The sequence below is a fragment of the Labilibaculum manganireducens genome (assembly GCF_963665805.2).
Classification (GTDB): domain Bacteria; phylum Bacteroidota; class Bacteroidia; order Bacteroidales; family Marinifilaceae; genus Labilibaculum; species Labilibaculum manganireducens.
The window spans coordinates 3,331,241-3,345,663 of record NZ_CAXXEE010000003.1; the positions used below are offsets into that span (position 1 = coordinate 3,331,241).

General features: G+C 35.8%; 8 protein-coding genes. 2 read left to right on the top strand and 6 right to left on the bottom strand.

Features of this window, described 5'->3' with window-relative positions:
• Positions 1–31 precede the first annotated feature (31 nt).
• On the bottom strand, positions 32–1,477 hold the full coding sequence (locus tag ACHZAX_RS13015) for a S1C family serine protease (protein ID WP_101311813.1): 1,446 nt from the start codon (positions 1,475–1,477) through the stop codon (positions 32–34).
• 271 nt (positions 1,478–1,748) lie between these two features.
• Between ACHZAX_RS13015 and dapF the strand changes: the two genes are divergently transcribed.
• Together dapF and ACHZAX_RS13025 are read left to right on the top strand one after the other, a co-directional pair.
• A complete protein-coding gene (gene dapF / locus ACHZAX_RS13020) occupies positions 1,749–2,534 on the top strand; it encodes a diaminopimelate epimerase (protein ID WP_320019425.1) in 786 nt (261 codons plus the stop codon).
• 26 nt (positions 2,535–2,560) lie between these two features.
• Complete coding sequence (locus ACHZAX_RS13025) at positions 2,561–5,377, top strand: cache domain-containing protein (protein ID WP_320019426.1); 2,817 nt, start codon at positions 2,561–2,563, stop codon at positions 5,375–5,377.
• On the opposite strand, the gene ACHZAX_RS13030 is transcribed toward ACHZAX_RS13025, so the two are convergent.
• From ACHZAX_RS13030 to ACHZAX_RS13050, 5 genes are all read right to left on the bottom strand, one after another.
• A complete protein-coding gene (locus ACHZAX_RS13030; RefSeq protein WP_320019427.1) occupies positions 5,374–5,940 on the bottom strand; it encodes an LOG family protein in 567 nt (188 codons plus the stop codon). The two genes, ACHZAX_RS13025 and ACHZAX_RS13030, sit on opposite strands and share 4 nt — an antisense overlap.
• A 474-nt stretch (positions 5,941–6,414) precedes the next feature.
• Positions 6,415–8,376 carry a DNA topoisomerase (ATP-hydrolyzing) subunit B gene (gene gyrB, locus ACHZAX_RS13035; protein WP_101311073.1) on the bottom strand — a complete coding sequence of 654 codons (1,962 nt, stop codon included), beginning with the start codon at positions 8,374–8,376 and terminating at the stop codon, positions 6,415–6,417.
• A gap of 347 nt (positions 8,377–8,723) precedes the next feature.
• The gene (locus ACHZAX_RS13040) at positions 8,724–9,224 is read right to left on the bottom strand and encodes a hypothetical protein (protein ID WP_320019428.1); all 501 of its coding nucleotides are present in this window, start codon (positions 9,222–9,224) and stop codon (positions 8,724–8,726) included.
• Between the two features lie 135 nt (positions 9,225–9,359).
• A complete protein-coding gene (locus ACHZAX_RS13045; protein ID WP_320019429.1) occupies positions 9,360–11,069 on the bottom strand; it encodes a TonB-dependent receptor in 1,710 nt (569 codons plus the stop codon).
• A gap of 23 nt (positions 11,070–11,092) precedes the next feature.
• Complete coding sequence (locus ACHZAX_RS13050) at positions 11,093–14,278, bottom strand: tetratricopeptide repeat protein (RefSeq protein ID WP_320019430.1); 3,186 nt, start codon at positions 14,276–14,278, stop codon at positions 11,093–11,095.
• Positions 14,279–14,423: the final 145 nt, after the last annotated feature.

The following is a 14,423-nucleotide window of genomic DNA, read 5'->3' on the forward strand; positions in this document are numbered from 1 at the left end:
TCGAATTATTATTATTTTCCCATTTAATTTCCTAATCTTTATCATTTAGAGAAAACGCGTAATACTTAACGCTTCCATCCGGATAAATTCCAGAGATAAACACACCTCCATTTTTTACATCCTGAAGCGCATCTTTAATATCATCTACCTTGAAAATTGGCGTTTCGTTAATTTTATAAATAATAAAACCCTCCTTAATCTCCTCGTCCTTAAACTTCCCATCGCGCAGATTCTTTACCCTCACTCCTCTGTTTATTTGAAGACGATACTTCTCCTGTGTTGATATAGGCTCAAATTCAGCTCCAAGAAAAGCCAGATCTTTAGATTTAATTACGTTGGTATTTCCTAGTCTATTACGTAAGACTACCTCAATTTGTTTCCTTTCCTCATCTCTTTTTATTAAAACCTTAATTTTATCACCTGGGTGGAACTTACTAATCTGCTCTTGAAGTTCAGCACTGGAATTTACAACTTTCCCTTCTATATTCAATATAATATCTCCCTTTTTAATTCCGGCATTCTCGGCAGCTCCATCTTCATTTATACCCGCAACATATACTCCTTCAATTTTATCAATTTTAAATTCATCAGCTAAATTAGCGTCAACTGTTCGAATAGACACTCCAATAAATGCTCTTTGAACCTCTCCGTATTTCTTCAAATCGCCAATTACTTTTTCAACGATAGTAACCGGAATGGCAAAAGAATAACCCGAATATGAACCAGTTCTGGATTCTATTGCAGTATTAATTCCAATTAACCGACCTTTAGTATCAACCAAAGCCCCACCACTGTTCCCTGGGTTAACGGCAGCATCAGTCTGCAAGAATGACTCAATACTCATTCTATTTCCATTTAAACCAAGATTTCTTGCCTTTGCACTAATAATACCAGCCGTTACCGTAGATGTCAGATTAAATGGATTGCCTACTGCAAGAACCCACTCTCCAAGTTTTAGATCATCTGAATTTCCAAAATCCATTTTCGGAAGATCTTTTTCATCTATTTTAATTAAAGCCAAATCTGTATAAGGATCAAAACCAACTAATTTTCCTTCATATTCTCTTTTATCGTAGAGTACAATATTTATTAAATTCGATCCTTGCACTACATGATTATTCGTTACAATATATCCATCATCCGAAATAATTACTCCGGAACCAGATCCTATACTAGCTCTTGGCTGCTGACTTCTACCTCTCTCTCCAAATAAAAAATCATAAAAGGGATTGGATTGGTATTCCTCATTTGAATAAAGTGTTTTTACATGAACAACCGATTTTACAGACATTTCTGCAGCGTATGTTAAATCAACCTGAGGCAAACCAACAGTATGGTTTGTAAGTTGTGTCGTTCGCACTTCCGGAACAGTAATAATTCTTTCTTTTTTATCAGTAAATAACACAAATAATAAAACGGCAATTGTTCCACCTAAAATGGCAATTGCTAATTTTCCCAAAAATAATTTCAATTTCATCTGAAAAAACTTTATTAATTAATAATTATATGATGCCTGTTTGAAATCAAACAGGATGTTTTTCTTACTATGCCTAAAAAAGCAAAATGTTGCTTTCTCTATCAAAAATAAAAATCAAATAATTTCATGGATCAAATAATTTTGATTTTCTTGAGTGACGAAATAACTGGTGCCAATAAGATTCCTACATTTATACGACAATTTTAACGATATAAACTTAACAAGTGTTTATAATTTATTGGTATTTAACACTTCTTAACAAGATTTAAAAATGAAAGTTGAATTTTCAAAATATCAGGGAACTGGAAATGATTTTGTTTTAATTGACAATAGAAACGGTAGGATTGCTCCGGATAACTTCTCATTAATCGAAAAACTTTGCGACAGAAGATTTGGTATTGGTGGTGATGGATTAATGTTACTTGAAAATGCAGACGGATTCGACTTTAGAATGAGATATTACAACTCGGACGGAAAAGAAGGCAGTATGTGCGGAAATGGTGGTCGTTGTATTGTTGCTTTTGCTTATCATTTAGGACTTGTCTCAGAAAAAACAAAATTCATTGCTGTTGATGGAGAACATGAAGCAAAAATTACGAATACTAAAGATGGTATTCAGGTTAGTCTGAAGATGATTGATGTTTTAGATATTGAAATGGGTGACGATTTTTATTTTTTAAATACCGGATCACCTCATTTTGTGCGATTCATATCCAATCATGAAAATTTCGACACTTTTACTGAAGGAAAGAAAATACGCTGCAATAATAGGTTTGCCGAAAAAGGGACAAATGTGAATTTTGTATCATTTCAAGGTCAAAATATTACTGTCAGCACTTACGAAAGAGGTGTTGAAGATGAAACCTATTCATGTGGAACAGGAGTTGTTGCATCGGCTATAAGTGCCGGTTTTAAAACGGGCAGTAACAATTTTATAATTAAGACAAAAGGTGGTTTTCTTGAGGTTCATTTCAGAAAAATAAGTAACAAACAAATTGAAGATATTTGGCTGACAGGACCGGCAACACATGTTTTTAATGGTACTCTCACAACATAATAATTGAATTCTACTTCCACCTTAATATGAAATTCTTTCTTGCTAAAATTATTGAAGACAAAAGCATTTCTAAAGTATTTTTGGTTTCACTTCTCGCCACTTCCTTTCTCCTAATTTCCATTCTTGGGATTTTTTGGGTACAGCAGGCAAGGCAAAAATTTAAGCAAGAGTCCAAACAAATACAGGACGACTTTTTTAAGATACAAGAAAAAACCCTTCAACACGAAACTCAAACTCTTATAAATTATATTGAAAACGAGAGAGAGCAAACAAGAAACACACTAAAAAAAGACATCAACAGCAGAGTTTACGAAGCGCACTCCATTGCTGCAAACATATATAACAGCTGTAAAAATGATCTTACGGAAGATCAGATAAAGAAACTTATAACAGATGCTTTACGCTCTGTTCGCTTTAATGACGGAAGCGGTTTTTTCTATATAAACAGCTTGGCAGGTGTTGTGCAAATGAATTCAGAAAACCCGGAATGGGAAGGACAAAGCAAACTATCACTTAAAGATGTTTTTGGTATTCCTATTATCAAAAATGAGATAAAAATTGCACAAAATAATGGCGAAGGTTATTCAAACTATTCATGGCAAGAGGAAGAAGGGCAAAAAATCGATCCTAAAATATCCTTTGTTAAAATATTCAAACCATATAATTGGTACATCGGATGTACTCAATATGTAGAAAACTACGAATTAAAAATTCAAAATAAAATTCTGGATAAAATTACAGACATGCGATTTGATGAAAGCTTCTCAATTGTAGTATTTAATTTTAACGGAACTTGTTTAGCACATACACAAAAGGATCTTATTGGTCAAAATCTTTGGAATAAAAAAGACAAAGATGGCAGAAAGATAGTGCAGGAGCTGATTACAAGAGGAACAGATAAAGATGGTGGATTCGTTAGGTATGCGGATCCATACAAAAAGGGCAGTCAAGAATCTATTGCAAAATTGATGTATGCAAAAACCTATAAAGACTGGCAGTGGGTAATTGGCAGCGGTGTTCATATCAGCCAACTCACAGAATCAATTCAGAATAAGAGAAATGAACTAAAAGCTCTTGTAAATGGGTATTTTATAAAAGCAGGTTTAATCTTTTTATTAACAATTTTCATTATAATTACATTCACCCGGTTTATGGTAAAAATCAGCAAATCGGGATTAGAGATTCTAACTCAATTTTACAAAAACGCTGCGAGTAATTCACATATAATTGACATATCTAAACTACATTTTAAGGAATTTAAAATTCTTGGTGAGCATGCCAATGAAATGATTCTTAAAAGAAAATCGATTGAACACCAGCTTAATATTGAAACCGCCTACTTTGAACAACTTTTCGAAAATTCTCCCGAGGCGATCGCAATTACCGACAACGAGAGTAATGGTATAAAAATCAACAAACAATTTACAAATCTGTTTGGCTATACAAAAGAAGATTTAAAAGGAGTTGTAATAGATACCTTGCTTGCCGATGAAACAAAACAAGGTGAAGCCAATAGTTTAAATTACATCACAGCTAAAGGCCAGATGGTAGAAATTGAAACTGTCCGGAAATGCAAAGATGGCAGACTAATTGACGTTTCGATTATGGGAAACCCAATTGAAGTTGATGGTGAGCAGATTGCTATTTTCGGTATCTACAGGGATATTACAGAAAGAAAAATATATGAAAAACATTTAACCGAAGCAAAAAACAAAGCGGAGGAATCTGATAAATTAAAATCAGCCTTTCTTGCGAATATGTCTCATGAAATAAGGACTCCAATGAATCATATTCTTGGATTTACTGAAATTATTACATCTCAGGAAGTTAATGAAAGCGAGCGGCAAGAATACGGAGCTCTAATAAAACAAAGTGGTATTAATTTACTGCAACTCATTAACAACATAATTGATCTATCGAAAATAGAGTGCAAACAAATAAAACTTTCCTCTTTGGAAATTCCTGTTAATACAGTACTTACCGAATTATATGAAAAGTATTACATTCACAAAAACAAGAATAAAAAATCCCACCTTATACTTAAAATTCAAAAGACTCTAAACGATGAAGACTCTATTATTTATACTGATCCTGGTCGGTTAGAGCAATTACTATCAAACTTAATCGAAAACGCGATCAAATTTACAGACAATGGGTTTGTAGAGTTTGGTTATCAACTTAAAGAAAAAAACAAAATCGAATTCTTCGTAAAAGATACCGGCATTGGAATCCCTGAAAAATCAATGGAAAATATCTTTCACAGCTTCAGACAAATGGATGGATCGGACACCCGACAGTATAGCGGAACAGGTCTGGGCTTAACCATTTCTAACCGATTAGCTGAAATACTTGGCGGAGAAATAAGAGTTAAATCGAGAGAGAATCTCGGCACATGTTTTTTTGTCACTCTTCCCTACAACAGAAGTAAACTGAAGATTGAAAAAACCGAAGTTGGTGACAAAAAAAATTACAACTGGAAAGGCAAGAGCATTCTTATTGTAGATGATGAGAAGACTAATTTCTCCTTCTTTAAAGCAAGTCTGGCAAAAACCAATGCAGAAATACTTTGGGCGGCAAATGGAAGTGAAGCAATAATAATATGTCAGTCAGTTGCTGTTGATCTTGTACTAATGGACATACAAATGCCAATCATGAACGGTTACGATGCAACGAAAGAAATTAAATTATTCAACTCACAAATTCCGATTATTGGCCAAACCGCTTACTTTCAAAAAGAATACAAGCAAAAAGTAATAGCTGCCGGTTGCGATGACTATCTCTCAAAACCAATTAAGACATCAAAATTACTGGATTCTATTGAAAAACAGTTTTTAAAAAACTAATCCCATTTTGTCTTTACCTGTTCTTTTTTATAGTTCTGAATGTAATTCATAGCACTATCATAACTATTTACAAATAAATAATAGTCCCGGTAATCCTCTTTTGCAAAATTCTCCTGGTAAGAAAGTTCAAATTGTGCTTTTAAAAAATCATAAAACCCATCTGTATTAATGAATACAATTGGTAAGTTATGATATCCCAACTGTTTCAGGGTTATTACTTCCAGAATCTCTTCGAGCGTACCAAAACCTCCCGGCAAAGCTACAAATGCATCTGATTTTTCACGCAGAATTTTTTTCCGTTCCGACATATCAGGAGTGATGACTAATTCATCCAAAAAATCAGCTGATATTCCATAATCATTAATCAGCTTTGGTACTACACCAATCACCTTTCCTCCAGCCTTTTTAACCGAAACGGCAACCTGATTCATAAGTCCCACATTTGTTCCCCCGTAAACCAAATTGTATCCTGATTCACCAATTGATGTTCCAAGGTTTTTAGCTTCCAGAAAATACTTTTCACCCACAGAATTGCTGGAAGAACAAAATACACAAATATTCATATGTTTATTATTTGTTTTTCAGTTGCCATATGGAACTTACCATGCTGAAATAATCATCCCCCTGTGTGTAGAAAGCTTTATACATGGACGTTTCATATGTTTATAATTTTAAGTTTTTGTCATATAGCCTGTCCCGAACTTGTTTCGGGAGAACTTACCATGCTGAAATAATCATCCCCCTGTGTGTAGAAAGCTTTATACATGGACGTTTCATATGTTTATAATTTTAAGTTTTTGTCATATAGCCTGTCCCGAACTTGTTTCGGGAGAACTTACCATACTGAGATAATCATCTCCCTGTGTGTCAAAATCGCTTTGACATGGATGTTTCATATTTTCAACCTTTAAAATTTACGTGGGGTAAATTATTAATTTTGTTTTACACAACAAATAAAAACCACAAAATTGATGATTTGATAATAAAAAAGCCCTTGAGAAACAAACTCAAGGGCTCAACATACTATATTTTACTGTTTATGCATCAATATTGGCATAAGTTGCATTCTTCTCAATAAATTCTCTTCTTGGAGGAACTTCATCACCCATCAACATAGAAAACACATGATCAGCCTCAGCTGCATTTTCAATTGTTATCTGGCGTAATGTTCTCACTTCCGGATCCATGGTTGTCGACCACAATTGTTCGGCACTCATCTCTCCAAGACCTTTGTAACGCTGAATGTGCAAAGAAGATTCTTTTCCACCACCCCATTCTTCAATTAAGCGCAAACGCTGATCTTCATTCCAACAATACTGTTCATTCTTACCTTTTTTAATCAAATACAATGGAGGTGTTGCAATATATAAGTAACCACTTTCGATTAATGATTTCATATATCGGAAAAAGAAAGTCATAATAAGAGTCGCAATGTGACTACCATCGACATCCGCATCACACATGATTACAATTTTGTGGTAACGAATTTTTTCCACATTTGCAGCTTTACTATCCTCTTCGGTTCCAATTGTAACCCCTAAGGCAGTAAATATATTCTTGATTTCTTCACTTTCGAAAACCTTGTGCTGCATGGCTTTCTCAACATTCAAAATTTTACCTTTTAACGGAAGAATTGCTTGAAATTTACGATCTCTACCTTGCTTGGCTGTTCCACCCGCCGAATCTCCCTCGACAAGGAATACTTCACAATTTACAGGATCTTTATCCGAACAGTCGGATAATTTACCAGGCAATCCGGAGCCACCTAAAATTGTTTTTCTCTGAACTAATTCACGGGCCTTTCTGGCGGCGTGACGAGCCGTAGCTGCCATTATCACCTTCTGTACAATGGTTCTGGCATCTTTTGGATGTTCCTCTAAATAATTAGCCAGCATTGTGCTTACGGCCTGATCAACAGCAATACTTACTTCAGAGTTTCCCAATTTTGTTTTGGTTTGTCCTTCGAACTGGGGCTCTGCAACTTTCACAGAAACAACAGCCGTTAAACCTTCACGAAAATCATCACCGCTAATGTCAAATTTCAATTTTGACAACATTCCTGACTTATCAGCAAATGCTTTTAATGTTCTGGTTAATCCACGACGGAAACCTGTTAGATGAGTTCCACCCTCTATTGTATTGATATTATTCACATAAGAGTGAATATTTTCAGAATAAGAAGAATTGTATTGAAGTGCTATTTCAACAGGAACTTCATTCTTGTCTATCGAAACATGAATGGTTTCCTCAATTAACCGCTCTCTTGTGCTGTCAAGATATTCAACAAATTCTTTTAATCCTTCTTTTGAATAAAAGGTTTCGAAACGAGGTTCTCCATTCTCATTTAGATCTCTTTTATCTGTAAGATTCAAACGGATCTCTTTATTCAAAAATGCCAGTTCTCTTAAACGTGCAGCTAAAATATCGTATTTATACTCTGTGACGAGGAAAATTGAATCATCTGGTTTAAAAGTAATATAGGTTCCTGTCAAATCAGATTCACCTATTGTTTCTATCGGCGCCAATGGCACCCCTTTTGAATATTCCTGACGATAAATTTTTCCGTCACGATGGATTTCTGCAGTTAAAAGTATCGACAATGCATTAACACAAGAAACACCAACCCCGTGCAAACCTCCGGATACCTTATAAGAATCCTTATCGAATTTACCACCGGCATGCAAAACAGTCATTACTACTTCAAGTGCCGATTTGTTTTCCTTCACATGCAGGGAAGTAGGAATTCCACGACCATCATCCTTAACGGTAACTGAATTGTCCTCGTTAATAAACACATCGATATTTTTACAATATCCACCCAAGGCCTCATCAATCGAGTTATCTACAACCTCATACACCAAATGGTGCAAACCTTTAATATTTACATCACCAATGTACATAGAAGGGCGTTTACGAACCGCTTCCAATCCTTCTAATACCTGAATACTATCAGCAGAATATTCATTATTCCCGTTTGGTTTCTTTTCTAAATCACTCATTTATCAGATCTTTAGTTGTCAATCAAATAATTTAACCAATAAATCGTATGATTATTGATCAAATCATGATCTTATATTCTAATATTTTTTTTGTACAAAAATTAATTTATTCTCAGGAAAGTTTTTTTCTGACTAAACCGATAAAAACCAGTAGTGAGGAGAAAGACAAAACACACTTACTATCAGCGTGTTAATCCATTACTAAAGCCTAAAAATAAAAGTAAAACAAAGATAGTAAAAATGATGAGTTTACCGGCTGTTTTATCTGGAAAAATCGTGCTTTTTAATAGTTTTTGTCAAACTGTTTTTAAAAGTACAAATCAGAAGAGATATGCGTCCGTTTATGTTTACAATTCCATAGAATTACTTCGGCGGGGTCTTTTCATTTTAAACCTGATAATAAAACTATTAATATCAGTCCCCGATTTAGTCCGTCCGTATTCGTGAAGTTCAAATAATGTAGTTACATTTTTAAAATTTTTAGGCATTGCTTTCCACATCTTGTAAAAAACAACCTGAACATTCTCCAAATCGGCATTATCGAGCTTTATTTTAAGAACCTCCCTGTTCCTGGGCATTGCAAAAACACTTACTCCGTGTGAATCCCAATCGATCGATTCTTCGGCCACAAAAGCCAGGTTAAGGGTGTCCCGGGTAATATCAAACAGATAGGTTACTCCCATATCCTCCATTCCCATCTCCATTAAAATTTCGAGTGGTTTTTGGTCATTATTGACTGAAAGCTTCCACCGCTCTTCTTTTTGAGCACAAAGCTCACTTACACATGAAAAAAGTATAATAACGAACGGAAGTATATATCTTGATTTACGAATCAATTTACAGGACATAATTTTGATAAAGATTTGATAATGCTATTAAAAATAGCAAAAAGCGTGCGAAAAACAATTTGCAAACATAAGCAAAAATTAAAAAAGGATGCTCTACAAATAGAACACCCTTCTGTAAAATGCTTTTAATACGGCCTAAAATACGACTTTCACACCCAATAGAAAATTAAGTCTCTGCGAAGGATATCCATCCCACTGATAGTATTTGTCAGCAAATAGGTTATTTACTTTCCCAAAAGCCGTAAAATGCTTATTTAAACGATAATTCGCACCAATACTCAGATCATACACAGCATCTAATGTTTTTACAGTAGATCCCATAGAAACAGGTCTCTCGCCCAATATATTAACTCCCGCCAGAAAGTCAAGATCATTTGTGAATGCATATGTTGCATTTACATTCATTTCAAATTCCGGCTTGTGCCATGCCTCCGCTTGCATATCGAGAGTATATTTATTGAACCAAACTGCTGAATTCAATTCCAGTTTATCGGTCCAACCTATACTTACTTCTGCGCCTAAACGAAGCAAACTAATATCATCATAAACCACATCAAATTTATTTGAATAAGTAGTACCGAAATAATCTACATTTGCCGCACCGGCATTTCTTTGCATAAAGAAGTACTGATCATCAACAGAGCTGTATTCAGCCGATAATTTAAAAGATGAATTAGAAGACAAACTGCCTTTTACACCACCAAACAATTTGTATTTTTGATTGGAAGGCACCACATTCAAACCTGAGTAAACGTATGGATTCTCAGCAATAATATCATTGTAATTATTCATTTTCAAATCCCCGTTCAATCCTGCAAACAGGGTCATAATACCATCAATTGCTTCAAAATCGACAGCTATATCAGGATACAGTTTTGCTTTTGAATCGTCGCCCATGGCAAGAACAGTATTCAATCCTAATTTCAAATTCAATTGTCCGGTTTTAAGCGAATACTGAGGATTTAAGTTCCAAACGAGAGTATTCCTTTCAAACATAGATCCCAACTCTTGCATACTGGTAATTCTGTCGGTTGCAAAATAATCAAAAGATGATTTCAAACTCCAAAAACCATCACCACGACGAATTTTAGCCTCGGCACTAATCAATACATCATTCTCTGTTACGTAGATATCATCCGTAAAGTGCTCGTATTGCAAACCAACACCAAAATTCAACTTCTCTTCATCTTTAAAGGCAGTAAGAAACTCTGCATTCAATCCAAAACGATTTTGAACCTGCTCAGTATATGGAAATAAATTCACATAATCTGCCACAACATCATCTTCTGCCGGAAATCCAAAAAAATCGTATCCTTTGTGCTCGTAATACACCTTTCCTGAAACCTTTCCTTCATCCAAATACACACTGCCATATACTTCAGCCAATTGTTCTTTCCAATCGGGCTTTGCTTTCCGACCATTTTCCAACTCCAATTTTCCGTTGGTGGAATAATGACGAATATGAATTCCAAAATCACTTATTTTCGAGCGTTGGTTATTGAAACGATAATCCCCGAAAAGGGTTGAATAATTACCCCCTGCAAGAGTTAAGGCATGACTGTTAATTGATTGCAATGGCTCACCAACAATTCGTGCTGCCGGGATTAAAGCAGGAGAAAATCCTACGGCCAAAGGTTTTGTTTGTATAAAGTAGGAAAACGAAGGAGTAAAGGTTGCTGTATCCTGAACCACCGGCAACTCTCCAATTCGCTTTGATTTATTTATTTTTGGCTGATAAGCGGTTTTCACCTTCACTTCTTTATTTAAATCTCTTTCTTCCTGCGCATAAGAAACTGAACAAGCCAAACCGGCTATCGCCACAGTGAATATGATTTTTTTGAACATTTCTTTTTTTTATTAGTGGTTAATTACTTAATATCTAATCTATTTAACATCTTCTCTAACATGATTCTCTCCTCATCTAATTTAAGAGAATCTGTTTTTACAGAAGACTTTTCAAATAACTTATTGCTTTCGGTACTGTCGGCTCCTTCGAACTGAACCTTTACTTCATTATTGGTTATTTTCTCTTCGGCCTTTTTCTCACTGGCTAAAAGGAGATCCAATTTCGCCTGCGCTCTTTCAATAATCCCATCGTTCTTTACTGCATAATTATCAACAATACTTTGCAGGGTATACCGAGCCTGAAATGGATCATTCTTCTTCATAAACACATCCGACAGCAAAAGAAAACTTTCTGCCAGCCAGTAATGATGAGGAGAATTCATTTCTATGAACCCGTTGATTTCTTTTTCGGCCAAATCGTACTGATTATTCCCAAAATAAACTTTTGCCAACAGATATTTTGACTCTGCCCCTTCGACACTCTGAGTTTCCTTAGCCAATTCCTTAAAATCGTTCGATGCAGCGACTGTGTTCGACAAATTCAAATAAGATTTGCCTCGTTTGTACTTCGCTTCCCGGATTAGCTCTTCCTTCGATTTGGCTGCCTCGAGTACATCGTTCGCAGCCTGAATGGTATTTTCATACTCCTTTAAACTATATACCGATCGCATGTACCCCACTTTGGCCAATTTCACATTCTCCGGAATCTCTGCCATTTGGGTCAATCTCGAAAATTGCTTTTTGGCCTGAGAGTAATTCTTATTTCTGTAATTCAATTGCGATGAAGCCAGCAAAGCCCTTTCTGTAAACAAGTTGTTCGGACGATTCAGCACCAGTTCGAATCCGGCAAGTGCCTCATCGTACTTTTGTTGATTTAAAGCTGCGTCTGCTTTGTAGAATTGTGCATTTAACTGAAACATTCCATTTGGGAAATTGGATAAATACTCATTCAATGCATTTGTACCTCGCCCGGTATCGCCTGACATGTACAATCGTTCGGCTGAAATATACGAAAGAGAATCTTTCTCTGAACTTCGAATTGCTCCACCTCCTTTAAACGACTCTGCGAACGCAAAATAGTCGTTCACATTATTCATATCAACATAAACATTCTTTAATCCGATAAAGGCACTTTTCTTTTCTTCGCATTGCGGATAATTTAAAACCACCTCTTTGTATGCACTGATAGCTTTTTGGTATTCTTTTGCATTGTAATTAAGCTGTCCTAACTGCAGCAATGATTTAGGTGCATAACTGCTGGTTGGAAATTTGCCTGCTAATTCTTTATAAATAGATACGGCAGTTGCCTGATCGTCCAGCTTCACTTTTGCACTGGCCAATCCGAACAATGCATCATCTAAATATTCCGAATCGGGATAAGAAGTACGTATCTGCTCCAGCAATTGTACCTTTTCGCTTGTGTTGCCCAGTAATCCAACCGAAAGAGCCTGCTGATACAATGCATAATCGGTATCCCATTTGTTGGCAATCGCTGATTTTCTGTAATATTCGGCCGCATTTTTATAATCTCTGTTCAAAAAGAAACAATCGCCAATGCGGTTGCAGGCATCCGAAACAAATGTGCTTTTTTTGTCGGATTGATTGACAAACTTGCGGAACCAATCGGAAGCTTCGTTGTAGTTATCCTGCTCGAAGTAAGCATATGCAATATTGTAATAGGCACGCTCGTAATATTCCGAAGAACCGGAACCCGGCGACAATAAAAACTCGTTATAAAGAGTAGTTGCCTTAGCAAATTCACCCATTCTGTAATAAGCTTCTGCTTTCCAGTAGATGCATTCGGCAGCAATCTGAGAATTATAAATTTTGTATTGCAAAGCGGCATTAAAAGATTCGATTGCCTTGCTGTAATTCAACTGCTTCATCAACTCTAAACCTCGCAGCCAGGAAACTCTTTGGTAAGCTCTTTTAATCTCAGGAGTTTTATTTGCAATTTTATCCATAGAAAGTAAAGCATCTCCATAATTCCTGGTAGTCATGTACACTTTCACCAGGTAATCGTAAGCTTCATCATTACGATCAGAGTCAGGATAGTTCTGCAAATATTCATCGAAAGCCTTTATGGTCTCGTTAAAAGGCGAATAAGAAAGCTCGTAGGTCAGTTTCGCAAAATTAAACAAAGCATCCTGCTGCATGTTTTTATCGAAATCCATTCGGGCAGTAGTTGCAAAAGCAACTTTAGCTCCCTGCTTATCTCCCAATTGCAGAGAACAATCTGCCAGACAGTAATTGGCAACCATCAGCAACTCATCATTTTCGCCGCCAACTCTCTCAAATTGCTCAACTGCTTCCCCATATTTCTTTTGCTTGTAAAGACAATATCCGTAAGCAAACTTGTCCTCACGCGAAAAGCTTTTCTTTCCTTTATCCAGAAATGGAATTGCCTTTTGGTATTCTTTTAACTGGTAATGAGAAAGTCCGATCATCTTCGCAATTTCGTCGCTTCGTGTTACCGAAACATCATCTAAAAATTGCGGAGCATATTCAATTACCTTCGCATATTTCTCCTGCAGGTAATAAATTTGTGTGATGTAGTAAGGAACAATTGGCTGAAAGGTTTTATTCTTAATCAGCTTTTCGAACCCATTCAGCGCGGTTTGATAATTCCCGTTTAAATAGGCAATGTGAGCATAATAGTAATTTGCCGGAGCGTTATATTCCCCCGACACTTCAATAATATCGAAAAAGAATTGTCTGGCCTCTTCATATTTCTTTTCCACAAAATAAGAATAGCCCATTTTAAACTGGTATTCGGTTCGCTGATCGGGATTTAAGGCATAAACATCAACCTTTTTAAACCATTCCAAAGCATCCTTGTATTTCTTACTTCGATACTGCTGTCTTCCCAACTGAAAATATGCTGCCTGCTTTAAATTACTCTCCGGATGTTTCTGAATAAAAGATTTCATTTCCTCTTCGGCCTCCGGACGAAAAAGTTCGATGGAACACCAGGCCATATAAAAATCAGCTTTGGTGGCTCGATCGGAATAAGCATCCTTCTCCATTTGAATAAAATCGGAGAATTCGTGTCTTGCTCCGCCATAATTTTTGTTTTGGAACATTTCCATGGCCGATTGCCAAACTTGATTGCTGCTTTTAAGAGGCAATGATTTTTGGGCCTGAACTGTAAATCCCAAACATAAAAAAAACAGGAAAGTCAAAATCCACAAACTATATTTATTTCTCATACTTCGTTGCGTGTGTAGGTATAACAAGTTAAAAAAACGTTGAATATCCAAGCCTTTCAGTGGCTGATTTCCGAATCAGATTCAACTCATAAAATCAGGCCTAAAGGTATAAATAATCTGTAAGCTTATCGTATTTCAAACGGTG

Excerpts from the sequence above, each read along its gene's own strand:
- ACHZAX_RS13015 (WP_101311813.1), bottom strand. The coding sequence starts at position 1,477 with ATGAAATTGAAATTATTTTTGGGAAAATTAGCAATTGCCATTTTAGGT.
- dapF (WP_320019425.1), top strand. The coding sequence starts at position 1,749 with ATGAAAGTTGAATTTTCAAAATATCAGGGAACTGGAAATGATTTTGTT.
- ACHZAX_RS13025 (WP_320019426.1), top strand. The coding sequence starts at position 2,561 with ATGAAATTCTTTCTTGCTAAAATTATTGAAGACAAAAGCATTTCTAAA.
- ACHZAX_RS13030 (WP_320019427.1), bottom strand. The coding sequence starts at position 5,940 with ATGAATATTTGTGTATTTTGTTCTTCCAGCAATTCTGTGGGTGAAAAG.
- gyrB (WP_101311073.1), bottom strand. The coding sequence starts at position 8,376 with ATGAGTGATTTAGAAAAGAAACCAAACGGGAATAATGAATATTCTGCT.
- ACHZAX_RS13040 (WP_320019428.1), bottom strand. The coding sequence starts at position 9,224 with ATGTCCTGTAAATTGATTCGTAAATCAAGATATATACTTCCGTTCGTT.
- ACHZAX_RS13045 (WP_320019429.1), bottom strand. The coding sequence starts at position 11,069 with ATGTTCAAAAAAATCATATTCACTGTGGCGATAGCCGGTTTGGCTTGT.
- ACHZAX_RS13050 (WP_320019430.1), bottom strand. The coding sequence starts at position 14,278 with ATGAGAAATAAATATAGTTTGTGGATTTTGACTTTCCTGTTTTTTTTA.